The sequence below is a fragment of the Pseudomonas sp. 58 R 12 genome (assembly GCF_900005865.1).
Classification (GTDB): domain Bacteria; phylum Pseudomonadota; class Gammaproteobacteria; order Pseudomonadales; family Pseudomonadaceae; genus Aquipseudomonas; species Aquipseudomonas tritici.
Map to the genome: position 1 here is coordinate 193246 of NZ_CVTP01000013.1, position 26897 is coordinate 220142.

The 26897-nt window shown below is 61.4% G+C and carries 24 protein-coding genes; 6 read left to right on the plus strand and 18 right to left on the minus strand.

Features of this window, described 5'->3' with window-relative positions; genetic code table 11:
• Nucleotide 1 precedes the first annotated feature (1 nt).
• From miaA to BFP95_RS07215, 5 genes are read right to left on the minus strand one after another with little or no spacing between them, the layout of a single operon-like run.
• On the minus strand, nucleotides 2–973 hold the full coding sequence (miaA, locus tag BFP95_RS07195) for a tRNA (adenosine(37)-N6)-dimethylallyltransferase MiaA (protein ID WP_065874362.1): 972 nt from the start codon (nucleotides 971–973) through the stop codon (nucleotides 2–4).
• Complete coding sequence (gene mutL / locus BFP95_RS07200; RefSeq protein ID WP_065874363.1) at nucleotides 973–2889, minus strand: DNA mismatch repair endonuclease MutL; 1917 nt, start codon at nucleotides 2887–2889, stop codon at nucleotides 973–975. Before mutL ends, miaA begins: the two co-directional genes overlap by 1 nt.
• Complete coding sequence (locus BFP95_RS07205; RefSeq protein WP_065874364.1) at nucleotides 2889–4310, minus strand: N-acetylmuramoyl-L-alanine amidase; 1422 nt, start codon at nucleotides 4308–4310, stop codon at nucleotides 2889–2891. The genes mutL and BFP95_RS07205 overlap by 1 nt, the downstream gene beginning before the upstream one ends.
• Nucleotides 4311–4325: 15 nt before the next feature.
• Complete coding sequence (tsaE, locus tag BFP95_RS07210) at nucleotides 4326–4796, minus strand: tRNA (adenosine(37)-N6)-threonylcarbamoyltransferase complex ATPase subunit type 1 TsaE (protein ID WP_065874365.1); 471 nt, start codon at nucleotides 4794–4796, stop codon at nucleotides 4326–4328.
• On the minus strand, nucleotides 4784–5644 hold the full coding sequence (locus BFP95_RS07215; protein WP_065909685.1) for an NAD(P)H-hydrate dehydratase: 861 nt from the start codon (nucleotides 5642–5644) through the stop codon (nucleotides 4784–4786). Before BFP95_RS07215 ends, tsaE begins: the two co-directional genes overlap by 13 nt.
• 63 nt (nucleotides 5645–5707) lie before the next feature.
• Here BFP95_RS07215 and queG point away from each other — a divergent pair, with 63 nt between their 5' ends.
• Entirely contained in the window at nucleotides 5708–6772 is a 1065-nt protein-coding gene (gene queG / locus BFP95_RS07220) for a tRNA epoxyqueuosine(34) reductase QueG (RefSeq protein WP_065909687.1), read from the plus strand.
• On the opposite strand, the gene BFP95_RS07225 is transcribed toward queG, so the two are convergent.
• The gene (locus BFP95_RS07225) at nucleotides 6769–7386 is read right to left on the minus strand and encodes a trimeric intracellular cation channel family protein (protein WP_175403002.1); all 618 of its coding nucleotides are present in this window, start codon (nucleotides 7384–7386) and stop codon (nucleotides 6769–6771) included. The genes queG and BFP95_RS07225 overlap by 4 nt on opposite strands.
• 160 nt (nucleotides 7387–7546) lie before the next feature.
• Nucleotides 7547–8089 (minus strand): oligoribonuclease, encoded by a 543-nt coding sequence (orn, locus tag BFP95_RS07230; RefSeq protein ID WP_003171343.1) that lies wholly within the window; start codon nucleotides 8087–8089, stop codon nucleotides 7547–7549.
• Nucleotides 8090–8198: 109 nt separating this feature from the next.
• Here orn and rsgA point away from each other — a divergent pair, with 109 nt between their 5' ends.
• Nucleotides 8199–9230 (plus strand): small ribosomal subunit biogenesis GTPase RsgA, encoded by a 1032-nt coding sequence (gene rsgA / locus BFP95_RS07235; RefSeq protein ID WP_065909689.1) that lies wholly within the window; start codon nucleotides 8199–8201, stop codon nucleotides 9228–9230.
• 63 nt (nucleotides 9231–9293) lie between these two features.
• On the opposite strand, the gene motB is transcribed toward rsgA, so the two are convergent.
• On the minus strand, nucleotides 9294–10313 hold the full coding sequence (gene motB / locus BFP95_RS07240; protein ID WP_065909692.1) for a flagellar motor protein MotB: 1020 nt from the start codon (nucleotides 10311–10313) through the stop codon (nucleotides 9294–9296).
• A 3-nt stretch (nucleotides 10314–10316) separates the two neighbouring features.
• Complete coding sequence (gene motA / locus BFP95_RS07245) at nucleotides 10317–11168, minus strand: flagellar motor stator protein MotA (protein WP_049710310.1); 852 nt, start codon at nucleotides 11166–11168, stop codon at nucleotides 10317–10319.
• A 166-nt stretch (nucleotides 11169–11334) separates the two neighbouring features.
• Between motA and BFP95_RS07250 the strand changes: the two genes are divergently transcribed.
• Genes BFP95_RS07250 through asd form a run of 3 tightly spaced genes read left to right on the plus strand, consistent with a single transcriptional unit; the run spans nucleotide 11335 to nucleotide 14619 of the window.
• Nucleotides 11335–12870: an HDOD domain-containing protein gene (locus tag BFP95_RS07250; RefSeq protein ID WP_065874381.1), complete on the plus strand. Its 1536-nt coding sequence runs from the start codon at nucleotides 11335–11337 to the stop codon at nucleotides 12868–12870.
• A 57-nt stretch (nucleotides 12871–12927) separates the two neighbouring features.
• Nucleotides 12928–13743, plus strand: a complete 816-nt coding sequence (locus BFP95_RS07255; RefSeq protein ID WP_065879902.1) for a rhodanese-like domain-containing protein — start codon at nucleotides 12928–12930, stop codon at nucleotides 13741–13743.
• 15 nt (nucleotides 13744–13758) lie between these two features.
• Nucleotides 13759–14619, plus strand: a complete 861-nt coding sequence (gene asd, locus BFP95_RS07260) for an archaetidylserine decarboxylase (protein ID WP_065889104.1) — start codon at nucleotides 13759–13761, stop codon at nucleotides 14617–14619.
• Nucleotides 14620–14741: 122 nt separating this feature from the next.
• Here the strand turns inward: asd and serB are convergent, their stop codons facing one another.
• Entirely contained in the window at nucleotides 14742–15956 is a 1215-nt protein-coding gene (gene serB, locus BFP95_RS07265; protein ID WP_027604912.1) for a phosphoserine phosphatase SerB, read from the minus strand.
• A gap of 133 nt (nucleotides 15957–16089) precedes the next feature.
• On the opposite strand from serB, the gene BFP95_RS07270 reads away from it, so the two are divergent.
• On the plus strand, nucleotides 16090–17592 hold the full coding sequence (locus BFP95_RS07270) for an AhpA/YtjB family protein (RefSeq protein WP_049710314.1): 1503 nt from the start codon (nucleotides 16090–16092) through the stop codon (nucleotides 17590–17592).
• A gap of 191 nt (nucleotides 17593–17783) precedes the next feature.
• Here the strand turns inward: BFP95_RS07270 and BFP95_RS07275 are convergent, their stop codons facing one another.
• The 8 genes from BFP95_RS07275 to BFP95_RS07310 all read right to left on the minus strand — a co-directional run bounded on the left by BFP95_RS07275 (nucleotide 17784) and on the right by BFP95_RS07310 (nucleotide 26736).
• The gene (locus tag BFP95_RS07275; RefSeq protein WP_065874371.1) at nucleotides 17784–18494 is read right to left on the minus strand and encodes a PqiC family protein; all 711 of its coding nucleotides are present in this window, start codon (nucleotides 18492–18494) and stop codon (nucleotides 17784–17786) included.
• A 176-nt stretch (nucleotides 18495–18670) separates the two neighbouring features.
• The gene (gene parC, locus BFP95_RS07280; RefSeq protein WP_065879901.1) at nucleotides 18671–20935 is read right to left on the minus strand and encodes a DNA topoisomerase IV subunit A; all 2265 of its coding nucleotides are present in this window, start codon (nucleotides 20933–20935) and stop codon (nucleotides 18671–18673) included.
• A gap of 73 nt (nucleotides 20936–21008) precedes the next feature.
• Nucleotides 21009–22004: an esterase-like activity of phytase family protein gene (locus BFP95_RS07285; protein ID WP_065874373.1), complete on the minus strand. Its 996-nt coding sequence runs from the start codon at nucleotides 22002–22004 to the stop codon at nucleotides 21009–21011.
• Nucleotides 22004–23908: a DNA topoisomerase IV subunit B gene (parE, locus tag BFP95_RS07290; RefSeq protein WP_049710318.1), complete on the minus strand. Its 1905-nt coding sequence runs from the start codon at nucleotides 23906–23908 to the stop codon at nucleotides 22004–22006. Before parE ends, BFP95_RS07285 begins: the two co-directional genes overlap by 1 nt.
• Nucleotides 23909–23952: 44 nt before the next feature.
• Entirely contained in the window at nucleotides 23953–24561 is a 609-nt protein-coding gene (locus BFP95_RS07295; RefSeq protein WP_065879899.1) for a YqiA/YcfP family alpha/beta fold hydrolase, read from the minus strand.
• A 204-nt stretch (nucleotides 24562–24765) separates the two neighbouring features.
• Nucleotides 24766–25581, minus strand: a complete 816-nt coding sequence (cpdA, locus tag BFP95_RS07300; protein ID WP_065874375.1) for a 3',5'-cyclic-AMP phosphodiesterase — start codon at nucleotides 25579–25581, stop codon at nucleotides 24766–24768.
• Between the two features lie 97 nt (nucleotides 25582–25678).
• Nucleotides 25679–26128, minus strand: coding sequence for a DUF1249 domain-containing protein (locus tag BFP95_RS07305; protein WP_012721893.1), 450 nt, complete (start codon nucleotides 26126–26128; stop codon nucleotides 25679–25681).
• Complete coding sequence (locus tag BFP95_RS07310) at nucleotides 26119–26736, minus strand: NUDIX domain-containing protein (protein WP_065889109.1); 618 nt, start codon at nucleotides 26734–26736, stop codon at nucleotides 26119–26121. Before BFP95_RS07310 ends, BFP95_RS07305 begins: the two co-directional genes overlap by 10 nt.
• Between the last annotated feature and the right edge of the window lie 161 nt (nucleotides 26737–26897).

The following is a 26897-nucleotide window of genomic DNA, read 5'->3' on the forward strand; positions in this document are numbered from 1 at the left end:
CTCAGCTCAATATGGAGACCGTTCCCAAGTATTTCAAGGCGCGTGACAGATTGTCGCTGTCCAGGCTGTCCAGCCAGTGCAAGTCGCTCCAGCTGCGCAACCAGGTGAACTGGCGTTTCGCCAATTGGCGCGTGGCAATGATGCCGCGCTCCTGCATTTCGGCTGACGTCAGCTTGCCATCCAGATGATCCCAGACTTGGCGATAGCCTACAGCACGTATCGAAGGCAACCCTGGATGCAGGTCACCTCTGGAACGCAGTGCTACGACCTCGTCGACAAACCCCTGTTCCAACATAATTGTGAATCTTTGTGCAATTCGATCATGCAGCACCTGGCGATTTGCCGGAGCGATGGCCAGATTCGCCACAGTATAGGGTAATTGTGGCTGTCCAGATGCGCCTGCGTCAGCACTTTGCGCACTTTGTTTCAGCCGATGTTCAGTCATGGTCTGGCCGCTGACACGCCAGACTTCCAGAGCCCGCGTGAGGCGCTGTGGGTCATTGGGGTGGATGCGTGCAGCAGATACCGGGTCCACAGCCGCCAACTGGTCGTGCAGGGCTTGCCAGCCAAGGCGTACAGCCTCTTCCTCAAGTTCGGCGCGCACCAGGGCGTCGGCCGGTGGCATGTCCGCCAGACCTTCCTGCAAAGCCTTGTAATAGAGCATCGTGCCGCCCACCAGCAGCGGAATATTGCCGCGCGCGGTGATTTCGGCCATGGCCGCCAGGGCGTCGGCACGGAAATCCGCCGCCGAGTAGCTTTCGGAGGGATCAATAATGTCGATCAAACGATGCGGGTACTCAGCCAACAGCGCTTTGGATGGCTTCGCGGTGCCAATGTCCATGTCCCGGTAAACCAGGGCAGAATCGACACTGATCAGCTCGCACGGCAGCACCTTGGTCAGCTCGATGGCCAGGTCGGTCTTGCCGGCGGCCGTTGGGCCCATCAGGAAGATCGCGGGGGGCAAGGCGCTCATCAACGGCCGCGCAAGAATAGTTTGTCCAGATCGTCCAGGCCCATTTGGGTCCAGGTCGGTCGGCCATGGTTGCATTGGCCGCTGCGCTCGGTGTTTTCCATGTCGCGCAGCAGGCCGTTCATTTCCGGAAGGGCCAGGCGGCGGTTGGCGCGGATGGCACCGTGGCAGGCCATGGTGCCGAGCAGTTCGTTGATATGCGCCTGGATGCGGTCGCTGGTGCCGTATTCCATCAGGTCCGCCAGTACGTCGGCGACCAAACGGTTGGCCTCAGCCTGCTTGAGCAACGCGGGAATCTGGCGGATGGCCAGGGTTTCCGGCCCCAGGCGTTGCAATTCAAAGCCCAGCTTCTGGAATACAGCATGGTGCTCTTCGGCACAATCAGCCTCACGCTGGCTGACCGCCAGGGATTCCGGCACCAGCAGCGGCTGGCCGCTGAGGCCTTCGCTGGCCATGGCAATCTTGAGGCGCTCGTACATGATCCGCTCATGGGCGGCGTGCATGTCCACCAGCACGAGGCCGTGGGCGTTTTCCGCAAGAATGTAGATGCCCTTGAGCTGCGCCAACGCATAACCCAACGGAGGAATATCACCGCCGCCCTCCGGCAAGGCCACAGCAGCGCCAGGCTCGGCACCGGGCAGCGGCGCGAAAAACTCGCGATATGCCGCCTGGGCTTCGGCCACCGGCACTGCCGACTGCGGGCGTGGCGTGTATTGGTACTGGTAACCCGCACCCGAGCCAGAACCCGGCGTGGTGTACGACGGCTGCGGCTGTGGCGATTGCAGCAGGTTTGCCGCCAGGCTCATTTCGCCCTGAGGGCCGAACTCACCCGCTTCCGGGCCGCTTGGGCGGACCATCGCCGTCACAATCGGTGCCGACAGTTGATCATCCGGGCGCACGTCACCCAAGGTGCGGTGCAAGGTGCCGTAGAGGAAGTCATGCACCATGCGCCCATCACGGAAGCGCACTTCGTGTTTGGTCGGGTGCACGTTGACGTCCACCACCGATGGATCGACCTCGAAGAACAGCACAAACGTCGGGTGCCGCCCATTGAACAGCACGTCGCGGTAAGCCTGGCGCACCGCGTGGGCCACCAGTTTGTCGCGCACGGCGCGGCCGTTCACAAAGAAGTATTGCAAGTCCGCCTGGCTGCGGGAGAAGGTCGGCAAACCGACCCAGCCCCACAGCCGCAGGCCATTGCGCTCGATTTCAATCGGCAGCGCCTGCTCTAGGAAGCCCGCGCCACAAATCGCCGACACCCGGCGCGCGCGCGCGGCGTCATCATGAGCTTCATGCAGGCTTAGGATGGTCTTGCCGTTGTGGCGCAGGTGGAAAGCCACATCAAAACGGGCCAGGGCCAGGCGCTTGATGACTTCTTGCAGGTGATCGAATTCGGTTTTTTCGGCCTTGAGGAATTTGCGCCGCGCTGGGGTATTGAAGAACAGGTCGCGCACCTCTACCGATGTACCGACCGGATGGGCTGCTGGCTGAACCCGAGGCGCCATGTCGCGGCCTTCGGTTTCCACTTGCCAGGCTTGGTCAGCATCACGGGTGCGCGAAGTCAGGGTCAGGCGCGCTACGGAGCTGATAGAGGCCAGGGCCTCGCCGCGAAAACCCAGGCTCATCACGCGCTCAAGGTCTTCCAGGTCGCGAATCTTACTGGTGGCGTGACGGGCCAGGGCCAGCGGCAGGTCATCAGAGGAGATGCCGCTGCCATCGTCACGCACGCGCAACAGCTTGACGCCGCCCTGCTCTACATCGACATCAATGCGCTTGGCACCGGAGTCGATGCTGTTTTCCAGCAGCTCCTTGATCACCGACGCCGGACGCTCAACAACCTCGCCGGCAGCGATCTGGTTAGCAAGGCGTGGGCTCAGTAGCTCAATGCGCGAGCCGCTGTTCAGGGTGGACTCACTCATTACTGTGCCGCCAATTCAGTGCCAGGGATGGTCAACACCTGGCCGACTTTCAACTCATCCGTCTTCAGATTGTTGGCGCTGCGCAAGGTAGCGGCCGACACCTGAAAACGTACTGCCAGCATGGCCAGGGTATCGCCCGGCTGCACGCGATGGTCACGCGGGCCCTGGGCGATTTTCCCCGAATCACGCAGCCAGGCAATGTAAGTGCCCGGCGGTGGATTTTGCTGGAAGAACTGGCGAATACCGGCGCTGATGGAACGCGCCAAGGCCTGCTGGTGGCTGGCACTGGCCAGCTTCGAGGCTTCGTTGGCGTTGGAGATAAACCCGGTTTCTACCAGGATCGACGGGATGTCCGGCGACTTCAACACCATGAACCCTGCTTGCTCGACACGCTGCTTGTGCAGCGAAGTGACTCGACCGATGTTGCTCAGGACCTTCTGGCCGACGTTCAGGCTGGAGGTCAGCGAGGCCGTCATCGACAGGTCGAGCAGCACCCCCGCGAGCATTTTGTCCTTGTCATCGAGGGACACGTTGCCGGCGCCGCCGATCAAGTCCGAACGGTTTTCACTGTCGGCCAACCAACGCGCGGTTTCGGACGTAGCGCCGCGATCCGACAGGGCAAACACCGAAGCACCGAATGCAGCGGTCGAGGGCGCGGCGTCGGCGTGAATAGACACAAACAGGTCGGCGCCTTTCTTACGGGCGATTTCAGTTCGGCCGCGCAACGGAATGAAGTAGTCGCCGGTACGGGTCAGCTCGGCGCGGTAGCCTTTCATGCCATTGACCTGGCGCTGCAGCTCACGAGCGATGGCCAATACCACGTCTTTCTCGTGCTGGCCGCGCGAACCGGAAGCACCTGGGTCCTCACCGCCGTGGCCGGCGTCGATCACTACGATAATGTCGCGCTTGCCAGCCGGGGCCGGTGGCGGCGGTGGCAGCTTGACTTGTGGTTGCGACGGGCTCACCGGGACTGCCGGCACCGTTGCCACGCTTGGCGTTGGAGCAGGCGGCGGCGCGGCATCGGCGGCGTTGTCGAACAGGTCGACCACCAGCCGGTTGCCATATTGGGCGTTTGGCGCCAGCGAGAAGCTTTTCGGCGTTACAACCTTTTTCAGGTCGATCACCACGCGCAGGTCAGTCGGCGTGCGCTGGGCCGAGCGCATAGAGGTAATCGGGGTGTTGGCAGTGGAGACCTTCAACGGCGCGGCCAGGGTCGCGCCGTTGATGTCGATCACCAGGCGATCGGGCGACGTCAGGGTAAAGACGCTGTGCTGGACCGGGCCAGACAGGTCGAACACCAGTCGCGTGTTATCCGGCGCTCGCCACAGGCGAACGCTTTTCACCTGTGAAGCAGCCAGAGCATTGACAGTCATTGCCGCAAGCAACACCCCCACGACAGCAACCAACGCGCGAAAGCGCATACCTAACCCCACCAATTATTTGAATTCCAATGCCAAAGCCGCACACCAAGACTGGCCGCGCGCGCTCTGGGGCAACAACTTCAACTGACGTCCGTGCTCATGCGGCGTAATGGTAATGGTCAGGTCCGGCTTTGGCAAAAAGCCTGTGCCTTTATCTGGCCACTCGATCAGGCACAACGCATCTTCATCGAAGTAATCACGGATGCCCATGTACTCCAGCTCTTCGGGGTCAACCAGGCGATAGAGGTCGAAGTGGAAGGCGCGTACCGTACCGATCTCATAGGGTTCGACCAGGGTGAACGTCGGGCTCTTCACCGCCCCCGCATGGCCCAAACCGCGAATGATCCCCCGCGACAACGTGGTCTTGCCCGCCCCCAAATCACCTTCGAGGAAGATCAGCCCGGCCCCGGCCGTGACCTGGGCGATGCGCTGACCGAAGGCAACCATGGCGTCTTCATCGGCCAGGAAAAGAATTACTTCAGGCACGGCGACTGTTCCTCCAACAATTGACGAATGGCGGGTATTAGATCGCTCGCAGCCAACCCTCGTCCAAAAGTACCCTGACGATCCCCCGCCGTGGCGTGCAACCACACGGCCAGGCAGCTTGCTTCATAGGCGTGCATGCCCTGGGCCAGCAGCGCGCCCACCAGGCCGGCCAATACATCACCAAGCCCTGCCGTTGCCATCGCCGGGTGGCCCTGGTCACATCGCGAAACACGTCCGTCCGGGCTGGCGATCAAACTGCCAGCACCCTTGAGGATAGTCACCGCGTTGAATGTCTGGCTCAACGCGCGCGCCACCTTAAGGCGATCGGCCTGAACCTCGGCTGTCGAAATGCCCAACAAGCGCGCGGCCTCCCCTGGATGCGGGGTGATCACGCAGTTGGCCGGCAGGGCCACGCTGCCGTTCGCGAGTTGATTCAAGGCGTCGGCGTCCCAGACCTGCGGCTGTTTAGCGTTGGCGGCAACAGAAAGCAGGCTTTTGCCCCAGGAGGCGTCACCGAGCCCTGGCCCGATCACGATGACCGAGATCTTTTCCAGCAGGCCCATCAATTGATTCGCCGAGCTGACCCCCACGGTCATGACTTCCGGCAAACGCGCCAACGCAGCAGGCACGTGCTCCAGGCGCGTTGCCAGGGACACCATGCCGGCGCCACTGCGCAAGGCACTTTCGGCGCTCAACAGCGCAGCACCGCCAAAGCCGCGGTCACCGCCAATGACCAGCAGGTGGCCGAACTGGCCTTTATGGGCATCCGGGGAACGCGCAGCCAGTTGCGGCAAATGGCCGGGCAACAGGGTCTGTACGTCGGTTATTGTGTGTTTTGTCTGCGGCATGCGTCTTCAAGCTCCGATGTCTGGCAGAATTATACCTATCTAACCTGTGGTTTCCCGTGTCTCATGCCTGCCATTACCTCCGATCTGCCCGCCCTCGCCCAATCGATCAAAGACTGGGGCCGCGAGCTGGGCTTTCAACAAGTCGGCATCAGCGGCCTGGACCTGGCCGAGCATGAGCAGCACCTGCAACGCTGGCTCGACGCGGGCTACCACGGCGAGATGGAATACATGGGCGCCCACGGCAGCAAACGCTCCCACCCCGACGAGTTGGTGCCGGGCACATTGCGCGTCGTCTCGCTGCGCATGGATTACCTGCCAGGCGACACGCAGATGGCTCAACTGCTGGCCCAGCCGGAAAAAGCCTACATCTCGCGCTACGCCCTGGGCCGCGACTACCACAAACTGATCCGCAAGCGCGTGCAGCAATTGGCTGACCGCATCCAGGCGCAGATCGGCCCCTTCGGTTTCCGTGCCTTTGTCGACAGCGCGCCGGTGCTGGAAAAAGCCATCGCCGAGCAAGCTGGGCTGGGCTGGATCGGCAAAAACACCCTCGTGCTCAATCGCAAGGCCGGCAGCTACTTCTTCCTGAGTGAGCTGTTTGTCGACCTGCCGCTACCGGTTGACGCCCCTCACAGCACCGAACACTGCGGGCGCTGCACCGCGTGCCTGGACATCTGCCCCACCAACGCCTTTGTCGGCCCCTACGTGCTGGATGCGCGGCGTTGTATTTCCTACCTGACCATCGAGCTCAAAAGCGCCATTCCTGAAGACTTGCGCCCATTGATAGGCAACCGAGTGTTCGGCTGCGATGACTGTCAGATCGTTTGCCCATGGAATCGTTTCGCCCGCGCCACCGCAGAAAGCGATTTCAAGCCACGCCACAACCTGGATAACGCAGAACTGGCCGAGCTGTTTATGTGGGACGAGGATAAATTCCTCAGCAGCACCGAAGGCTCGCCGCTACGTCGCGCCGGGTATGAGCGCTGGCTGCGCAACCTCGCCGTGGGCCTGGGCAACGCGCCGTCGAGCATTCCGGTACTGGAAGCCCTGAAGGCGCGGCGGGACTACCCGTCGGAGCTGGTGCGCGAACATGTGGAATGGGCGCTGAACCAGCACGCCACCCGCTAGTGCACGTCGTCGTTGTAGACGAACTTGGGCATTTCCCAATGGAAACGGATCGCCAGCAGGCGCAATAGAAAGCCGCTGAACAGGGTCAGGAGTATTGCCTGTTCACTGGGCAGTTCCAGATAAAGGCACAGCAGGTAAAACCAGGCGGCGAGGAACGACACGCTGGCATACAACTCGCGGCGGAAAATCAACGGAATGTCGTTGCAGAAGATGTCCCGCAGGATGCCGCCGAACACGCCGGTGATCACGCCGCTGACCGAGGCGACCAGCATGCCGTGGCCCATTTCCAGGGCGGTCATACAGCCGATCAGCGTGAAAGCCACCAGGCCCACGGCGTCCAGCGCCAGGAACAGCGAGCGCAGGCGGCGCATCAGCGGCGCAATAAAGATCGTCACCAGTGCTGCGATGGAGGTCAGCACCAAGTATTCCGGGTGCTTGACCCAGGTCAGCGGGTAATGCCCGAGCAGCACGTCACGCACCGAACCGCCACCCAACGCCGTCACACAAGCGATCAGCACCACGCCGAACCAATCCATGCCACGCCGTCCGGCCGACAGCGCCCCGGTCATGGCTTCGGCGGTGATGGCGATGAGGTAGAGCATCAGCAGCATGATGGCGATCCTTGCGATTTTGTAGTGAGCGGGCTTGCCCCGCGCTGGGGTGCGTAGCAGCCCCCAAAAGCCGGCGATGATATCCGTTTGTAGATGCGTGTTGGCTAAATTAGGGCTGCTTCGCAGCCCAGCGCGGGACAAGCCCGCTCACTACAGGGCCAGGTCAGGCTTTGATGAAATGCTTACGGTAATGCTGCAACTCTGCAATCGACTCGCGAATATCATCCAGCGCCAAGTGGGTGCTGCCTTTATGGAAGCTGTCTTTGACTTCCGGCGCCCAGCGCGCAGCCAGCTCTTTAAGCGTCGACACATCCAGGTTGCGGTAGTGGAAGTAACTCTCCAGCCCCTTCATGTGCGTATAGAGGAAGCGACGATCCTGGCAAATGCTGTTACCGCAGATCGGCGACTTGCCCTTGGGCACCCATTTTTCCAGGAAGGCGATGGTTTCGGCTTCGGCTTCGGCCATGCTGATGCGGCTGTCGCGCACGCGCTGGGTCAGGCCGGAGTTACCGTGGGTGCGGGTGTTCCACTCGTCCATGGTGGCCAATACGGCATCGCTGTGGTGGATGGCGATCACCGGACCTTCAGCCAAGGTGTTGAGGTTGCTGTCGGTGACAATCGTGGCCATCTCGATGATGACGTCGGTGTCGGGGTTCAGACCGGTCATTTCCAGATCGATCCAAATCAGGTTCTGTGGGTTTTGCATGGCTTGATTCTCTTGGCACCTTGGCGTAGCTGCGCAGTTTAGCAGGCAGCGCCGTGCTAGACTCGCGACCGTTTCACCTAAACCTTTGCATTATCGACACGGAACACCAATGGCCAAACGCCAGCTCAATCGTCGCCAAAACTGGCGCATCGAAAAGATTCAAGGTGAACGCGCCGCGCGCGCCGCCAAACGTGAATCCTCCGCCGTAGAAGCGCTCGAGGGCGGCGACCTGGGGCCCGAACAGACGGGCCTGGTGATCGCGCACTTCGGTGTGCAGGTCGAAGTCGAGGCGCTGGAAGGCGAACTCGCCGGCTCGGTCTCCCGTTGCCACCTGCGCGCCAACCTGCCGGCGCTGGTCACCGGCGACAAAGTGGTCTGGCGTGCCGGCAACCAGGGCATCGGCGTGATCGTCGCCCAGTTGCCGCGCAACACCGAACTGCGCCGCCCCGACAGCCGTGGTCAACTCAAGCCGGTAGCGGCCAACGTCGACATGATCGTGATCGTATTCGCGCCGTTGCCTGAGCCGCATGCCAACCTGATCGACCGCTATCTGGTAGCAGCCGAACATGCCGGCATTCGCCCATTGTTGCTGCTGAACAAATTCGACCTGATCGACGAGCAGAATGCCCCGGCGCTGAATGCGCTGCTGGCGGTCTACCGCACGCTGGGTTACCCGGTACTGGAAGTCTCGGCGCATCACGGTAACGGCATGGAACAGCTGCAGCAGCAGTTGGACGGGCACATCAGCGTGTTCGTTGGTCAGTCGGGCGTGGGTAAATCCTCGCTGGTCAACAGCCTGCTGCCGGAAGTCGACACCCGTGTGGGCCCGCTGTCGGAACTGTCCGGCCAGGGCACCCACACCACCACCACCGCGCGGTTGTTCCACTTCCCCGGCGGCGGTGAGCTGATCGACTCCCCAGGCATCCGTGAATTCGGCCTCGGCCACGTCAGCCGCAGCGATGTGGAAGCGGGCTTCATCGAATTCAACGACCTAATCGGCACCTGCCGCTTCCGCGACTGCAAACACGACCGCGAGCCTGGCTGTGCATTGCTCAAGGCGCTGGAAGATGGCCGCGTGCAGCAGCAGCGGATGAACAGCTATCGGTCGATTATTGCGAGTCTGCCGGAGAGCACTTACTAAGCTGCTCCCCGAAGGTAGATACAACAAGGCCGCGATCATCGCGGCCTTGTTGTATGTGGAAATCTACGAACCCGCACCTGGCACCGTAGGATCTTTCACCCCACCATCATCAAACAAATTAAGCTTCTGACGCAGCTCATGCGCCGGCAACGGCTCCTGCCCTGGCGGAATGGCGTTCGGGTCGACCGGTACTTCACCCGGAGCACCTGCGCCTGGGGTGGGTTGCGGCGCCGGCGGCTGATCACCTTCAATCGCACGCTGGGCCTTTTTGGTCAGCACCACGATATCGATACGGCGGTTGGACGGGTTGAACGGGTCTTGATGATCAAACAGCTGCGAGGAGGCAAAACCCACCACGCGCGCCACTTGCGGGTCCGGGTAGCTGCCGGCCACCAGCGCGCGGCGTGCCGCGTTGGCGCGATTGGCCGAGAGTTCCCAGTTGCCGAAGTCGCCCTGGCCCGCGTACGGTTTGGCGTCGGTGTGGCCGCTGATGCTGATTTTGTTCGGCACTGCCTTGATGGTGTCAGCCATGGCCAGCAGGATGTCTTCAAAGTACGGCTTCAAGCGCGCACTGCCGGAGTCGAACATCGGCCGGTTGGCCGCGTCGGTGATCTGGATGCGCAGACCTTCAGGCGTGATTTCGAACGAAATCTGATCCTTGAATTTCAGCAGCTGCGGGTTTTCCTCAACCTTGGTCTGCAACTCTTGCAGCAACAGCTCAAGGCGTTCTTGCTCGACCTGCTCAGCCATGGATTCGACAGTGTCGCGCTCGATCGGGATTTTTTCCTGCGGCGCTTCGGTCTTGACCTCTGGGTTAATAGTGCGCTCAGGCGCCAACTGCGGCGAACCGCCCAGGTCGATCACGAAGGGCGTGCCACTTTCCGAGAAACCAATGGGGTCTTTGAAGTAGCCGGCGATGGCAATCTTCTGTTCCGGCGTGGCGGTAGACATCAGCCACAGCACCAGGAAGAACGCCATCATCGCCGTCGCAAAGTCGGCGAAGGCGATTTTCCAGGCGCCACCATGGTGCCCCGCAGCGAAGCGCTTGACGCGCTTGATGATTATCGGCTGGTTGTTTTCCATGGCTTAGCGACCGCGAACCGCTTGTTCCAGCTCGGCGAAGCTTGGGCGATGTTTCGGGTACAGCACCTTGCGACCGAACTCCACCGCCAGCGAGGGCGGCATGCCGGAAGCGGAGGCTACCAGGCTGGCTTTGATCGATTCGTACAGGTTGATTTCTTCCTTGGCGTCATGGGCCAGCGAGGTGGCCAGCGGGCCGAAGAAACCGTAGGCCGCGAGGATACCGAAGAAGGTACCTACCAGCGCCGCACCCACGTGCATACCGATGGCTGCCTGGTCGCCTTCGCCCAGGGAGGCCATGGTCACAACAATACCGAGTACCGCCGCGACGATACCAAAACCCGGCATGCCGTCGGCGATGCCGGTCACGGCGTGGGACGGGTGCTCCAGCTCTTCTTTCAGGCTGAACAATTCCATGTCGAACAGGCCTTCCAACTCATGGGGGGCCATGTTGCCGGAGGACATGATGCGCAGGTAGTCACAGATGTAGGCGGTCATGCGCTCATCTTTGAGCACGGCCGGGTACTTGGCGAAAATCGGACTGGCCGAGGCGTCTTCGATGTCGGCCTCGATGGCCATCATGCCTTCGCGGCGGCTCTTGTTGAGGATCTCGTAGACCAGCCCCAGTACCTCCAGGTAGAAGGTGTGGGTGAAGCGCGAACCAAACATGCCCAGGGATTTCTTGACCACGTGCATGGTCATGTAGCCAGGGTTCGCCTGCAAGAATGCGCCGAACGCCGCACCACCGATGATCAGCACTTCGAAGGGCTGGACCAGCGCAGCAATTTTACCGTGGGACAGGACGTAGCCACCGAGCACACTTGCGATGACGACGATGATGCCGATAATTTTAGCCATAGGAGATGAGTACTTGCGCCGTCGGGTTCATGGACATATTGGGGGGAACTGAAAACTCTTGTTCCTCTTATCGGCAAAACTGCGCCAGACTATAGCCCGTTAAGGCGAAAAGCCAGTTCGGCCCGCTCCGGGCGTGTTGACCGCAAGTGATGATCGCGCCCCAATCATGGCTAATGAAACGACAGTCCCAACTGCAAAACCTACTTCTCTCGCCGCTTGGATCAAGCGCCTGGACGATGTGCTGCTGCCTGTTCCCCAGGCCAGCCACGACCGCGTGTGCAAAGGCATCCGCGACAGCCGCAGCTCATTACGAGATATTGCCGAGCTGATGCAAGACAGCCCGGCCCTCGTGCTCAGCGTGATGCGCGAAGCCAACAGCCACACCCATGGCAGCCTGGCGGAACCGGCGGAAAACCTCGAAGTAGCGCTCAACCGCCTGGGCCTCAAGCGCGCCGAGGAACTGTTGGCGCGCCTGCCTTCGGTGCCCGCCAGCGAGATTCCCGTGGCGCTGCGCCAACTGTTGTTGATAAGTCAGCACGCTTCGCAGCAAGCCAATGGCCTGTTCGGCAGCCGGCTGGCACGACTGTGGCAGGACATTCACTGGGGCAGCCTGCTGTTTCTGTCGCCGCTGTGGCCGATGGCGGTCGCCTACCCCAAGCTTCTGGAAGAATGGGAGCTGCGGGTTATCCATAAAGGCCAATCAGCCCGCCAGGTCGAGCAGGAATTGTTCGGCATACGCCTGCTCGACCTGTGCGTCGGCCTGACCGAAGCCTGGCACCTGCCGATTTGGGTCTCCCAGGGCTACAAGCTGCTGTTGAGCGAACGGCGCTTGCTGGTCAAGGCGCTGCATATCGCCCGCGAAGATGACCCGCTGCGCCATCAGCAATTGCTCGACGCCGAACCCAACCTGCGCCGCTGGCTGAACCAGCCGGCCAATACCGTGTTGCTGGCCAACGGCCTGGCGATGTCGGCGCAAGAGTCCTGGACCTGCCCGCACACCGAACGCTGGCAGCTCCTCACTGCGCTTTACCTGCAGCAGCCCCTGAGCGAGATACAGCAACACGTCCACCAACAAGCCGTGACCAGCGCCCGCACCACGCTGATGCCCGACCTCTGGCACCCGGCGCTGTCACTGATCTGGCCCTGGCACGTGCAGAAGATTCATCGCGGCCTGCTGCCGGCACCGCCGCCTACCGCCGAGTCGCTGGCCGTGTGGCGTAAACGGTGCACAGAACTGCTGGTAGAACCGAGCCGCTTTGCCAACGCGATGCACCTGACCACCTGCGCCAAGGAGGCCCTGGTGGCCAGCGGCATGCAACGGGTCATGCTGCTGATGACCGACCGCGCCCAAAGCACTTTGCGCGTGCATCAGGTTGACGGCCTACCAAAGGACGCCACAAACCTGAGCCTGGACGTGGTTAACAGCACGCTGCTGCAGCGCCTGCTGGAAAAATCCGCCCAGGTGCGTCTCAACCCTGAAAACCACGCCCAGTTCTCGGCCTTGCTGCCACCGATCCTGCGCCGCCTGTTTACCGGTGAACACCTGCTGCTGCGCTCCTTGAGCTGCAATGGCAAGGTGGTGATGCTGATGGTGGCCGACCAGGGCGGCGGACCGTTCTCGGAAACCACCGTGCAGGCCTTCGGCAAAACCGCCCAATGCATCGAGAAAGCCCTGCACTGCTTTACCAACCGCAGCGCCTGATGCTTGCGCTACAATCGCCCTCTTTTATCGCCAACATTTGTGACCAGGAGACCTCACATGCCTGACTTCTCTGGCTTGCCGCTGGTGATCGAACCCAGCGACCTGCTCGGTCAACTGGATGCCGAACACCTGATTCTGGTGGACCTCACCAGTGCCGCCCGCTACGCCGAAGGGCATATCCCCGGCGCGCATTTCGTTGACCCCAAGCGCACCCAATTGGGCCAGGCGCCGGCACCCGGCCTGCTGCCCAACAAGGCGGACCTGGAGACGTTGTTCGGCGAACTGGGCCACACCCCGGACGCGACCTACGTGGTCTACGACGACGAAGGCGGCGGCTGGGCCGGGCGGTTCATCTGGATGCTCGACGTGATCGGCCATCAGAAATACCACTACCTGGATGGTGGCCTGCTGGCCTGGCTGGAAGAGGAACGCCCGGTCTCCACCGACGTACCCGCCCCCGTCGGCGGTCCGGTCAGCCTGACGCTGCACGAAGGCCCCACCGCCACCCGTGAATACCTGCAAAGCCGCCTGGGTGCTGCCGACCTGGGCATCTGGGACGCACGCGGCCCGCTGGAATATTCCGGTGAGAAAGTCCTCGCCGCCAAAGGCGGGCACATCCCCGGTGCCGTGAACTTCGAATGGACCGCTGGCATGGACCCGGCACGCAGCCTGCGTATCCGACGCGACATGCCGCAAATCCTCGAAGGCCTCGGGCTGACCAAAGATAAAGAAATCATCACCCACTGCCAGACTCACCACCGCTCTGGCTTCACCTACCTGGTGGCCAAGGCGCTCGGTTATCCGCGAGTCAAAGGTTATGCCGGTTCCTGGGGCGAATGGGGCAACCACCCCGACACCCCCGTCGAGATTTAAGGTTTAAGGACAGTTATGAAAAAGCAGTTGTTTATCCTCAGCCAGTACTTGCTGCCACACCACTTGCTGTCGCGCCTGGCCGGCTGCATCGCCGAGTGCCGCGTGCGCTGGTTCAAGAATGCCTTCACCACCTGGTTCGCCAAGCGCTATCAAGTGGACATGTCCCAGGCGCTGGTTGAAGACGTGACCGCCTACGAGCACTTCAATGCCTTCTTCACCCGCGCGCTGAAAGACGGCGCGCGCCCACTGGATCAAACACCAGGCGCGGTGTTGAGCCCAGCCGATGGCGCGGTCAGCCAGCTCGGCCCGATCGAACATGGCCGCGTGTTCCAGGCCAAGGGCCACAGCTTCAGCGTGCTGGAATTGCTGGGCGGCGATGCCGCTGTAGCGGCGCCGTTCATGGGCGGCGATTTCGCCACCATCTACCTGTCGCCGAAGGACTACCACCGGGTGCACATGCCACTGGCCGGTACCCTGCGCGAGATGGTCTACGTGCCAGGCCGCATCTTCTCGGTCAACCAGACCACCGCCGAAAACGTGCCGGAACTGTTTGCGCGTAACGAGCGTGTTGTATGCCTGTTCGACACCGAACGCGGCCCGATGGCCGTGGTATTGGTGGGCGCGATGATCGTGGCGTCGATTGAAACCGTATGGGCCGGCTTGGTGACGCCGCCGAAGCGTGAACTGAAAACCGTCCGTTATGACGAAGCGGCGCGCGCGCCGATCTATCTGGAAAAAGGCGCGGAGTTGGGTCGCTTCAAGTTGGGTTCTACGGCGATCGTGCTGTTTGGGCCGGATCAGGTGACGTGGGCGCAAGAGCTGGTGGCAGGTACGCCTGTGCAGATGGGCCAAGGCATCGCTTTACCTAAAGCCTGACACAAATCCAAATGTGGGAGCGGGCTTGCTCGCGAAAGCGGTGGTTCAGTCAATGATGTGTCGACTGATACCCCGCATTCGCGAGCAAGCCCGCTCCCACATTTTTTACCGCATTTATTCAGTTACAGCTGACCGTCGCGATCGCGGAAGCCCAGCAGATACAACACCCCATCCAACCCCAAGGTCGAAATCGCCTGCTTCGCCGACTGCTTCACCAACGGCTTGGCGCGAAACGCCACACCCAACCCGGCAATCGCCAGCATCGGCAAGTCATTCGCCCCGTCGCCGACCGCAATGGTCTGCTCCAGACGCAAACCTTCCTTGTGAGCCAGCTCCTTCAGCAGATCTGCCTTGCGCTGTGCATCGACAATCGGCTCCACGGCCACGCCAGTCACCTTGCCATCCACCACTTCAAGCTCGTTGGCGAACACATAGTCGATGCCCAGTTTGGCCTGCAATTGCTTGGCGAAGTAAGTGAAGCCACCCGACAGGATTGCGGTCTTGTAGCCCAGGCGCTTGAGTTCAGCGAACAGGGTTTCTGCGCCTTCGGTCAGGCGCAGGGACGCACCGATGGAGTCCAGCACGCTGACGTCCAGGCCTTTGAGCAGCGCCAAGCGCTCCTTGAAGCTGGCGCGGAAGTCGAGTTCACCGGCCATGGCGCGTTCGGTAATTTCCGACACCTGCTCGCCGACGCCAGCAGCCTTGGCCAACTCGTCGATAACTTCGGCTTCGATCAGCGTGGAATCCATGTCGAACACCGCCAGGCGACGGTTGCGGCGGAACAATGAGTCTTCCTGGAAAGCGATATCCACGTTCAGTTCCTGCGCCACGCTGAGGAACTCGGCGCGCAGAGCTTGAGGGTCGGCTGGCTCACCGCGCACGGAGAACTCGATGCAGCCCTTGCCCTTGTCAGCGGGAGTGTCCAGCGGCATGCGACCCGACAAACGGTCGATATGGTCGATATTCAAACCATACTGCGCGGTGATCGAGCTGACACGCTGCAATTGCTCAGCGGTGACCTTGCGGGTCAACAGGGTCACGATGTGGCGTTTTTTGCCCTGGCCGGCCACCCATTGCTGGTAATCAGCTTCGGACACGGGGGTGAAACGCACCTGTTGATCCAGCTTGTACGCCGTAAACAGGATGTCCTTGAGTACCGATGACGCCTGTTCAGTGCTCGGGATCTCAACCAGAATGCCGAACGACAAGGTGTCGTGGATCACCGCTTGGCCGATGTCGAGAATGTTCACACCACCCTGGGCCAGCACACCGGTAATGGCTGCGGTCAGACCTGGGCGGTCTTCCCCCGTGATGTTAATCAGGACAATTTCGCGCAAGGCGCACCCCCAGGCTGGAAAAAAACCGCATTCTACCCACTTTCAGTGACCATCGGGCACAGCCAGCGCTTTGCCGGTCCTAGGGCTGTCGCTATACTGCGCGTCAACTTCACGGACCAAGAGCCGAGCGCAAGTGAACCGGCCCACGCCAGTAAAAACCGATAACTTCTTCCTGCTGATCTTCCGGGCACTGCGCCACCGCCGTGTACCGATCGCATTACGCATCGCCAGCCATAACGTGATCCTGGTCGCCCTGGCCCTGGTGATCTACGCCTGCGTGATGGGTTTGCAGTTCAAACAGGCCATGCACGAGCAAGCCGACGCCCTGGGCGAGAGCCTGACCACCCAGACCGCCACCTCGGCGACTGAGCTGCTGGTGTCCAACGACATCCTCAGCCTCAACGTGCTGCTCAACAACCTGACCAAAAACCCGCTGGTGGCCCATGCGGCCATCTATAGCGTGGACAACCGGATCATGGCCGAAGCCGGGCAGCGCCCGAAAAACGGCCTGCTGGGTGAAGCCGAAGGGCTCTACCAGAGCAATATCACGTTTCAGGATGTAAAGGCCGGCCAACTGCGCATCAGCCTGGACATGCAGCAATTCCAGCAGCCGATGACCATCAGCCTGCAAAGCATGGGCATCCTCAGCGCGATCCTGCTGGCCTTGGCCCTGGCGTTGAGCTTGCGCCTGGGCCGGCACATCTCTACACCGCTGATGCAACTGCGCATCTGGCTGCGGGACATCGATGAAAACACCCCGGCCACTGACCGCCAGGATGAAATCGGCGACCTGGCCCGCCAACTGCACGCCAGCTTTGCCCCGGAACCGGTAGTGCGTGAGGTTGAACCTGAGCCTGAGTTCGACGATACGGACTACGACGACGAGCCCGAATTTGAAGTGCAAGACGCTCCGGTAGCGGGCTTGAAGCCTGCCACACGCCGCGCGTTCAAAGCCGAAGAAGACGAGCTGGACGACGAAGACCCGTTTGCCGACCTGCGCGACACCTCGGCAAGCGCCCCGGCCATCGCGCCAAAACCGGCACCGGTCAAGAGCACCGAACCCCAGTACAGCGCCGTACTGGCTGTGCAACTGGGTGCGCAGGACCAATTGCGTCGCCTGCCCCGTGCGCGCCTGACCGAATTGCTGGAACGCTACCGTGACTGCCTCGACCAGGCCGCTTCGCTGTACCAGAGCGAACTGCACACCCTGAACGATGGCAGCACGCTGATGTTGTTCCACAGCGAAGACAGCGGCGAGGACTACCTGACCAACGCTATCTGCTGCGGTGAACTGTTGCGTGCCCTGGGCCACGCCCTGCAAATCGAAGTGGCTGACAGCGGCATTACCCTGCAATTGCAACTGGGCCTGACCGTAGGCGACGACCTGTTCGGCATGAGCCAGATCGACCTGTTGCTGACGGAGATCGCCCAGGACGCCTTGGCCTTGTCGCAACACAGCCGCAATTTGCTGCTGGTGGAGCGCAAGATCAGCGAAGACACGCTGATCCGCCAACGCGCACGTATCCGCCCGATTGCCAGCCCAGAGGGCGCCAGCTGCGTGGAACGTTTGATGGAGCCGTATCCGTCGATGCTGGAGCGGCAGTTGGCGCGGATGCACGAGACCCGCAAGCCATAAGCAACACGACACAATCCCTGTGGGAGCGGCTTGTGTGGGAGCGGGCTTGCTCGCGAAGGCGGTATTCCAGCTGAAGCATTCGCTGACTGACACACTGCATTCGAGAGCAACCCCGCTCCCACATTTTGAGTCGCGCACAAACAAAAAGGCCCGCTGAGTCAGCGGGCCTTTTTGTTTGTGCGTGATTCAAATCAGAACCTGAACACTTCCATATCTGTACGAATCGGCACCGCCATCGGCATCTTCGGCTTCTGCGGCTCTGCCGGCTTGGCCTGTGTCGGGGCGTTCTGCTTGCGGGGTGCCTCGGCGATCGGCGGCTGATTGGCCAACGGCTTGAGCGCCACCGACAATTGCTGCGCCAGATGCTGCAACAGCACGCCCTGGGCCTGGACCTGGGACGCAGTGGTGCCGGTGTGTTCTTCCTGCAGATGCACGATGCGGTTATCGCGCACCTGGCCACGACGGTCGATCAAGCGCCATTGCGCATCGAGGATCGCCGGTTGCGATGTACCAGAGTCAAGCCGGGTAATGGTCAGCAACACTTGCACATCCGGGCTAAAACCAGTGGGCGCAGGCGCGAGTACAACACGCTGGCTATCCAGATGCCCGGCCACTTGGCGCAGCATCAATTGGTTGATGTCGGAGGACAAACTGCCCGCCCAGCGACCATCGGTAGAACCTTGCAGGCTGCCGTCGTTTTGACGTTGCAGCAGGGTTTCGCGTTGCAGGTAGTCGGCTACGACCACCGGGCCCAACAAAACGGCCAGGCCAGCGCTTTGTGCTGGCTGAGCCGGACTTCCGCTGTCCAGCTGGTACAGCGACACAGGCTGATGTGTGCTGCAACCCGCCAACCCCAAAAGGCCAGCGAGCACGAAAATAAAAGGAAGGCGTGGAGCAGTCATCATCCCATCCAGGTGGCTGCCACAAGGCGAACCACAATGTAATACTAAAAATAACCTAAACACGCTCGGCCACGCCGGCGCTGGAAAGGCCATATCATCCGTGAATATGCGCCATGACTCCAGCGCCAAAGCGTCGATCTACGCTTTAAATCGTAGATCGAGGGCTCTAAACCGCCTTAAACAGGCGTTTCCACCAATAAAGCATCCACTCGCTGGAAGCCACGTGGCAATTTGTTACCACGACGACCGCGCTCGCCCTTGTAATGTTCAAGGTCGTCAGGGCGCAGCGACAGGGTGCGTTTACCGGCTTGCAGCACCAGCGTGGAGCCTTCTGGTATGACAGCAATGTCGGTCACGTACTCTTCGCGGCTGGCAACCCGCTCGCCGGGGATACCAATAATCTTGTTGCCCTTGCCTTTACCCAGCTGCGGCAGGTCGCTGATCTTGAACACCAGCAGACGCCCTTCGGTGGTCACCGACGCCAGCCAGTTGCTCTCGCGGTCGTCCACCGGCCGCGGCAGGATCACCTTGGCGTTGTTCGGCAGGCTCAGCAGCGCCTTGCCTGCCTTGTTCTTGGCCTGCAGGTCTTCACCCTTGACCACAAAACCGTAACCCGCGTCTGACGCAATCACGTACAGCGCATCGTCGTCCGGCAGCAGCACGCACTCGAAATTCGCTCCGGGCGGCGGTGTAAGGCGCCCGGTCAACGGCTCGCCCTGCCCCCGAGCGGATGGCAAGGTGTGGGCCGGCACCGAATAACTGCGCCCGGTAGAATCGATAAACACCGCAAACTGGTTGGAACGCCCGGCGGCAGCGGTCTTGAACCCGTCGCCCGCCTTGTACGACAGGCCAGTGGCATCAATATCATGCCCTTTGGCAGAGCGAACCCAACCCTTTTCCGACAGAACGACGGTAATTTTCTCGTTCGGCAGCAGCTCGGTCTCTGTCAGAGCCTTCGCTTCGGCGCGTTGCACGATAGGCGAGCGACGGTCGTCGCCATAGGTTTCGGCGTCTTTGATCAGCTCGCTGCGCACCAGCTTCTTCAGCTTGGCTTCACTGCCCAGCAGCGCTTGCAGCTTGGCTTGTTCCTTGAGCAGCGCGTCTTGTTCGTCGCGCAGCTTCATTTCTTCCAGTCGCGCCAACTGGCGCAAGCGGGTGTCGAGGATGTAGTCAGCCTGGATCTCGCTCAGCTCGAAACGCGCGATCAACTCGGCTTTCGGGTGCTCGGCGGTGCGGATGATGTGGATCACTTCATCCAGGTTGAGGTAGGCGATCAGCAAGCCGTCCAACAGGTGCAAGCGGCGCTCGACCTTATCCAGGCGGAATTGCAAGCGGCGGCGCACAGTGTTGACGCGGAATTCCAGCCACTCCACCAGCAGATTGCGCAGGTTTTTCAGCTGCGGCTTGCCATCCAGGCCAATGATGTTGACGTTGACCCGATAGCTCGACTCCAGGTCCGTGCTGGCGAACAGGTGCTGCATCAGCACTTCGTGGTCGACCCGGCTGTTGGTCGGGATGATCACGATGCGGCATGGGTTTTCGTGGTCAGACTCGTCACGCAGGTCGGCAACCTGCGGCAGTTTCGACGGTTTCGCCTGCATCAACGCGGCGATCTGCTCCAGCACCTTGGCGCCCGACACCTGGTGCGGCAGCGCGGTGACAATAATGTCGCCGTCTTCAATGTGGTACACAGCGCGCATGCGTACCGAGCCTTTGCCGGTTTCGTACATCTTCAGCAGGTCGGCACGCGGCGTGATGATTTCCGCTTCGGTCGGGTAGTCCGGGCCCTGGATATGCTCGCAGAGCTGCTCGACCGTGGCTTTCGGCTCGTCGAGCAAACGCACGCAGGCCGTGGCGACTTCGCGCAGGTTGTGCGGCGGCACGTCGGTCGCCATGCCGACCGCAATACCGGTGGTGCCATTGAGCAGGATATTCGGCAAACGTGCCGGCAACACCAGGGGTTCGTCGAGGGTACCGTCAAAGTTCGGCCCCCAGTCCGCAGTGCCCTGGCCCAGCTCACTGAGCAACACTTCCGAATATCGCGACAGGCGCGCTTCGGTATATCGCATGGCGGCGAAGGACTTGGGATCATCCGGCGCACCCCAGTTACCCTGGCCGTCCACCAGCGTGTAGCGGTAGCTGAACGGCTGGGCCATCAGCACCATGGCTTCGTAGCACGCCGAATCGCCGTGGGGGTGGAACTTACCGAGCACGTCACCGACGGTACGCGCCGACTTCTTGTGCTTGGAATCGGCATCCAGGCCCAACTCACTCATGGCGTAGATGATGCGCCGTTGGACGGGCTTCAGGCCGTCGCCGATATGCGGCAAGGCACGGTCCATGATCACGTACATGGAGTAGTTGAGGTAGGCATTTTCGGTGAAGTCAGCCAGCGACCGGCGTTCTACGCCGTCTAAGCTGTCTGCGAGGATGTCACTCATGCGGGCCTCATCATTGTCGGGTAAGGCGCAGCGGAATTGCCGCTGCGCCGGGTCAATTCAAAAAAACAGCGGTTCATGGCTGGGCGCTCCAACCACCGGCAGGGGCGGCGAAACGATAGACCACGGGGCGCTTTTCACCATCGGCACGCGGGCCGAAATTGTTGTCGATGCCCAGCCAGGCACCTTCTGCGTCCACCACCAGGGCTTCAGCCAGGCCGTAAGGCTGGGGATAACGCCGCTCAGGCGTCAGGGTCTCGTCGGCAAACGACCAGCACAGCTCGACCTTGGCCGTGACCGCATCGCGCCGGCAAATCTGGAACGCATTGCGCTCCAGTGTGAACAGCTTGCCGTTGAACAGCGCCAGGTCGGCGAAATCCTTGGACACCGCCTTGGCGTTAGGGAACTGCGCCGGTTGTACCTCCTGGCCGGCCTCGCTCAACAATACGCAGGGGCCGTCACAGTCCCATAAGCTTTGCGGACGCTTGATCGAAATCAGGCCGCGTCTTTCACGCTCGGCTGCCAGCCAAATCTGATTGCCCTCGGGATTGATCGCCAGCCCCTCGAATAACGCATTAAAGTGCAACAACATGCCGCTGGCCCGCGCTTCACGCACCATGCCCGGCGCGATCTTCAACCACTCAGGCGCGCCCGTCACTGGCACTTGCAGCACCGCCGCATGGGCCTCACTGACAATGTAACGATTACCCACGGCATCGCAGGCAATGCCTTCAAAATCCAGGTCGCCGCCACGAATGAACGAGGCGGCCTTGGTGCGCGAACGCAACCCCCACGGCAGCCCGGATTCCGGCACCGGCGGCACGTCGATCTTCACAACCTCGGCTTGCCAGGTCGGTGCGCTGATATCCAGGCGATAGATCTGGTCGTCATCGCGGTCGGAAACCGTCCACAGCTCGTGACCGCATACGGCCAGGCCCGACAGGTTACCGCCACGCATGCCGTCCACGGGGTGTTCGGAGAGAAGCTTGAGCTCTGCAACGGGCGCGGCGACCACCTCGGTGGCCGCCAACCCGCTCAACATCAGGATCGCCAGGGCGAAACCTGTGCGCATCAGCCCAGCACCTCGGCCAGGTTGCCTTTGGATTCTAGCCAGGACTTGCGGTCCGGCGCGCGCTTCTTCGCCAGCAGCATGTCCATCATTTCCGACGTGGCGGCGTAGTCTTCCAGGGTCAACTGCACCAGGCGCCGAGTGTTCGGGTCCATGGTGGTTTCGCGCAGTTGCGGTGGGTTCATTTCACCCAGGCCTTTGAATCGCGTGACCTGCGGCTTGCCGCGCTTCTTCTCGGCCACTAGGCGGTCGAGGATGCCATCGCGCTCGGCTTCGTCCAGGGCGTAGTAAATTTCCTTGCCCAAGTCGATACGGTACAGCGGCGGCATGGCGACGTAGACGTGGCCGGCATCCACCAATGGGCGGAAGTGCTGGACGAACAGTGCACACAGCAACGTGGCGATGTGCAAGCCGTCGGAGTCGGCGTCGGCGAGGATGCAGATCTTGCCGTAGCGCAGCTGGCTGATATCGGCCGCGCCCGGGTCGACACCGATGGCCACGGCGATGTTATGCACTTCCTGGCTGGCCAGGACTTCGCTGCCATCGACTTCCCAGGTGTTGAGGATCTTGCCGCGCAACGGCAGGATCGCCTGGAACTCCTTGTCCCGCGCTTGCTTGGCGGAACCACCGGCGGAGTCACCTTCCACCAGGAACAGCTCGGAGCGCATCGGGTCCTGCCCCGCGCAATCGGCCAGCTTGCCCGGCAGTGCCGGGCCCGCCGTGATGCGCTTGCGCTCGACCTTTTTACTGGCCTTGAGACGACGGCCGGCGTTGTTGATCGCCAGTTCCGCCAGCGCCAGGCCCAGCTCAGGGTGCTCGTTGAGCCACAGGCTGAACGCATCCTTGACCACACCGGAGACAAACGCTGCCGCTTCACGGGACGACAGGCGCTCTTTGGTCTGGCCGGAGAATTGCGGCTCCTGCATCTTCATCGACAGTACGAACGCAATGCGCTCCCACACGTCTTCCGGCGCCAGCTTCACGCCGCGTGGCAGCAGGCTGCGGTACTCGCAGAATTCACGCATGGCATCCAGCAGGCCCTGGCGCAAACCGTTGACGTGGGTACCGCCCTGGGCCGTCGGGATCAGGTTGACGTAGCTTTCCTGCACGCTGTCGCCACCTTCCGGCAGCCACAGCAGCGCCCAGTCGACGGCTTCTTTATTACCGGCCAGGCTGCCGCAGAACGGCTCGTTAGGCAGGCGCTCAAAATCGCTGACGGAATCTTCCAGGTAGGAGCGCAGGCCGTCTTCGTAGTGCCACTCGACCTTCTCGCCGGTGCCCTTGTCTTCAAAGGTCACCAGCAGGCCTGGGCAAAGAACAGCCTTGGCTTTAAGTACGTGCTTGAGGCGGCTGATGGAAAATTTCGGCGAATCAAAGTATTTCGGGTCCGGCGCGAAGTACACGCTGGTGCCAGTGTTGCGCTTGCCAACGGTGCCGATCACCTGCAGGTCGGTGGCTTTGTAGCCATCGGCGAAGGTCATCTCGTACTCGTTGCCGTCGCGCTTGACCTTGACCCGGACGTGGTTCGACAGGGCGTTGACCACCGAAATACCCACACCGTGCAGGCCACCGGAGAACTGGTAGTTCTTGTTGGAGAACTTGCCGCCAGCGTGCAGCTTGGTGAGGATCAGCTCGACGCCCGACACGCCTTCTTCAGGGTGAATGTCCACTGGCATGCCACGACCATCGTCGGACACTTCCAGGGAGTGGTCAGCGTGGAGAATGACGTGCACCGACTTGGCGTGCCCGGCCAAGGCTTCGTCGACGCTGTTGTCGATGACTTCCTGGGCAAGGTGGTTCGGCCGACTGGTGTCGGTGTACATGCCGGGGCGTTTGCGCACCGGGTCGAGGCCCGAGAGGACTTCGATGGCGTCGGCGTTATAAGAGCTAGCGCTGGGAGTGGCCATGGGGTCTCGTCGTGAGTCGTTCGATTAAAAAATGACCTGCGACTTTACAGTGCTGCAAAGTCGAAGGATTGATACTGATCTGCGCCAATCCCGGCAAAGCTCAGCAGCGCCGGTAATTGCTGGGCGAACCCTTGGTAACCATGGTCGCCACCGGCCTGGATGCGCAAGGCACAGGCCCGGTAATACTGTTGGGCGAGGCGATAGTCCAGGGTTTCGTCCCCGGTCTGCAACCACACCTGATAACGCGCGGCGTCCTGGGGCGCCGGGACTTCCAGCTCGGCCAGTGCCGTCACGTGGTCGTGGGTCAGTTCCCAGGTCTCGTCGGTGTAGAGGTTCTTTTGGGTGCCCAAATAACCGTCGAACATCCGATGGGGGCTGACCGCTGGGTTCACCAGCAGCGCCTTGAGGCCATGGCGTTCGGCAAGATGGGTTGCATAGTAGCCGCCGAGTGAGCTGCCGACCAGCAGTGGCCGCCCCAGTTCAGCGATAGCGGCTTCCAACTGAGGAATCGCCTGACGAGGATGGTGATGCAGCGCCGGCACGCGCAGTTGGTCAGCCAGGCCGAGGGTATCCATCACGGTGATCAACTGGCTGGCCTTGTTGGACGCCGGCGCGCTGTTGAAGCCGTGGATATACAGGATCGAAGCGGACATGCCGGGCTCTCCGTGACGTGGCCAAAGAGGCGCAGTTTACAGGGATCGGGGTGGTGTGTGAGTCCCCTATCGTCCAGCCGCTGCAGAACCAATGTGGGAGCCGACTTGCCCGCGATGGCGGTGGATCAGTCCTGCATGTATTGGCTGGCAAGCAGCTATCGCAGGCAAGCCCGCCCCCACACTTTTGATCAGCGTTTACAGCTTTTAATAGCCGTTGCTGCCGTAGTCCACGGTAAATGCGAAATCCTTGACCCGCTCCACGCCGGTCTCCAACCGTCCGTCGGCATGCAAGCGTAGCCAGCGATACCCCGGCGCCTGCTCGCTGACCTTGAAATCCTCGCTGCCCGGCGCGAACTGAATGCAAGTGGACGGCGACGCCAACAGCCGCACGCCGTTGCGCTCGCGGTCGATCTCCTGGTGCACGTGGCCCCAGAGCACCGCCCGTACCTGTGGAAAACGGTCGAGCACGGCAAATAAAGCATCGGGATTGCGCAGGCCAATGGGCTCCATCCAGGCGCAACCGATGGGCACCGGATGATGGTGAAAGCACACCAGATGATGCCGGCTCGGTGCTTCGCTCAGGGCCTGGGCGAGCAATTGCAGTTGCTGGTCTTGCAGGTAGCCCGGTACCGAACCGGGTACAGCCGAGTCCAGCAAGGTGACGCGCCAGTTGCCGACATCGACCACCGGCTCCAGCAAGTCGCTGTGCATGGCGGCGTCGGCCATGATCTGCGGCTCATCGTGATTACCGGGGATCCAGCGGGCCGGGGCACCGATGGGCGCGGTCATGTCACGAAATTGCTGGTACGACGCCAATGTGCCGTCCTGGGACAAATCCCCCGTGGCCAACACCAAATCAATCCGCGGCTGCTGCGTGTGCACCAGCTCGATCACCCGTTGCAGGCTTTCACGGGTGTTCATGCCCAGCAGCGTGCCATCGGTCTCGGCAAACAAATGGCTGTCGGACAGTTGCACCAGCAAGGCTGGCGCATCAGGACTCACAGTGGATACGCTCGGCAAGGCGCTCTCCCAAGGCAATCACAGGAATGGACGTTTGGCGTGATTATGCTGGGGCAGGACACAAAGAGGAAACCCATGAAGCAGACGCAGTTCACATCTACCGCACAGCTTCGAACTCATGGCCCAGGGCCAGGCAGTGGCTCAACCATTCACCGAGGAACACATTGAGCTGTGCTTTCTCATCGGGCTGGTGCATGAACACGTTGGGGTAAGGATAGATGCTGCGAAAGCGTCGCGCATGTTCGGCGCTGATCACTTCGGCCATGCGCGCATCGTGGTAGACCTGCACTTCCAGCTGCGGCACCGGCAGCCATGGCAGGCTGTGTTCCTGGCGCACGCGCAGGGTGGTGGTGTACGGGCAGTTGACGATGACTTCCAGGGCCAGCACGCCAAGCATCTGGTCGCCATGGGTCACACCGATGCGCCGCGCCTCGGGGGCGTGGCGCATGTCGGGGAGCAGGCGCATCAGCCGCGCATAGTTGGCCTCGCAGGCGGCTTGCAGCCCGATCAGGTCGACTCGATAACGTTCCCGTGCCTTTACTGCCATAACCCCCTCACTTCCGCGCGATTAAGCGCAAGCCATTGCAGGGCGATGATGCTGGCTGCGTTGGAAATTTTGCCGTCACGCACCGCTTGTAGGGCATCTTCGAAAGCCCATACGGTGACGCGGATATCTTCAGCTTCTTCTTCCAGTCCATGGACGCCACCTACACCGGTGCTGTCGCAACGGCCCAGGTACAAGTGCACATATTCAGTACTGCCGCCGGGCGAAGGGAAATATTTGGTGATCGGCCACAACGCAGAGAACGTCAGCCCAGCTTCCTCTTCGGCTTCGCGGTGTGCAACCTCCTCCGGTTCCTCGTCCTTGTCGATGAGGCCGGCGACCATTTCGATCAGCCAGGGGTTGTCGGTACGGCCCATGGCGCCGACGCGAAACTGTTCGTTCAACACCACTTCATCGCGCTGCGGGTCGTAGGGCAATACGCACACGGCATCATGACGCACAAAGACCTCGCGGTTGATCACCCGGCTCATGCCGCCATCGAATTTCTCGTGACGCAGCTGCAGGCGGTCGAGCTGATAGAAGCCCTTGAAAGCATTGTCGCGCTGAACAATTTCAATCTTGCTCGGCGTCGATTTCGCAATGTCCGTCATATCCTTCCTCGTTAGCCTGTGCAATTCGCGCCATCCTAACGCGCTCACGCCGGTTGGTGCAGCCCCTTTCCAGTTGCCGGGATAGACGGCGAGCGTCAAACTCACTCTAATCAGCTTAGTGGCGAACTGACTGCCTTGCCGGTAGTCGAAGCTGCACAATT

Bases quoted from the DNA above. Each gene is read 5' to 3' on its own strand.
- motA (WP_049710310.1), bottom strand. From the start codon at position 11,168: ATGGCTAAAATTATCGGCATCATCGTCGTCATCGCAAGTGTGCTCGGT.
- mutL (WP_065874363.1), bottom strand. From the start codon at position 2,889: ATGAGTGAGTCCACCCTGAACAGCGGCTCGCGCATTGAGCTACTGAGC.
- BFP95_RS07250 (WP_065874381.1), top strand. From the start codon at position 11,335: ATGGCTAATGAAACGACAGTCCCAACTGCAAAACCTACTTCTCTCGCC.
- miaA (WP_065874362.1), bottom strand. From the start codon at position 973: ATGAGCGCCTTGCCCCCCGCGATCTTCCTGATGGGCCCAACGGCCGCC.
- parE (WP_049710318.1), bottom strand. From the start codon at position 23,908: ATGGCCACTCCCAGCGCTAGCTCTTATAACGCCGACGCCATCGAAGTC.
- BFP95_RS07285 (WP_065874373.1), bottom strand. From the start codon at position 22,004: ATGCGCACAGGTTTCGCCCTGGCGATCCTGATGTTGAGCGGGTTGGCG.
- BFP95_RS07310 (WP_065889109.1), bottom strand. From the start codon at position 26,736: ATGACGGACATTGCGAAATCGACGCCGAGCAAGATTGAAATTGTTCAG.
- parC (WP_065879901.1), bottom strand. From the start codon at position 20,935: ATGAGTGACATCCTCGCAGACAGCTTAGACGGCGTAGAACGCCGGTCG.
- rsgA (WP_065909689.1), top strand. From the start codon at position 8,199: ATGGCCAAACGCCAGCTCAATCGTCGCCAAAACTGGCGCATCGAAAAG.
- BFP95_RS07275 (WP_065874371.1), bottom strand. From the start codon at position 18,494: ATGACTGCTCCACGCCTTCCTTTTATTTTCGTGCTCGCTGGCCTTTTG.
- BFP95_RS07305 (WP_012721893.1), bottom strand. From the start codon at position 26,128: ATGGCAGTAAAGGCACGGGAACGTTATCGAGTCGACCTGATCGGGCTG.
- queG (WP_065909687.1), top strand. From the start codon at position 5,708: ATGCCTGCCATTACCTCCGATCTGCCCGCCCTCGCCCAATCGATCAAA.
- orn (WP_003171343.1), bottom strand. From the start codon at position 8,089: ATGCAAAACCCACAGAACCTGATTTGGATCGATCTGGAAATGACCGGT.
- BFP95_RS07255 (WP_065879902.1), top strand. From the start codon at position 12,928: ATGCCTGACTTCTCTGGCTTGCCGCTGGTGATCGAACCCAGCGACCTG.
- BFP95_RS07215 (WP_065909685.1), bottom strand. From the start codon at position 5,644: ATGCCGCAGACAAAACACACAATAACCGACGTACAGACCCTGTTGCCC.
- asd (WP_065889104.1), top strand. From the start codon at position 13,759: ATGAAAAAGCAGTTGTTTATCCTCAGCCAGTACTTGCTGCCACACCAC.
- BFP95_RS07295 (WP_065879899.1), bottom strand. From the start codon at position 24,561: ATGTCCGCTTCGATCCTGTATATCCACGGCTTCAACAGCGCGCCGGCG.
- motB (WP_065909692.1), bottom strand. From the start codon at position 10,313: ATGGAAAACAACCAGCCGATAATCATCAAGCGCGTCAAGCGCTTCGCT.
- BFP95_RS07205 (WP_065874364.1), bottom strand. From the start codon at position 4,310: ATGCGCTTTCGCGCGTTGGTTGCTGTCGTGGGGGTGTTGCTTGCGGCA.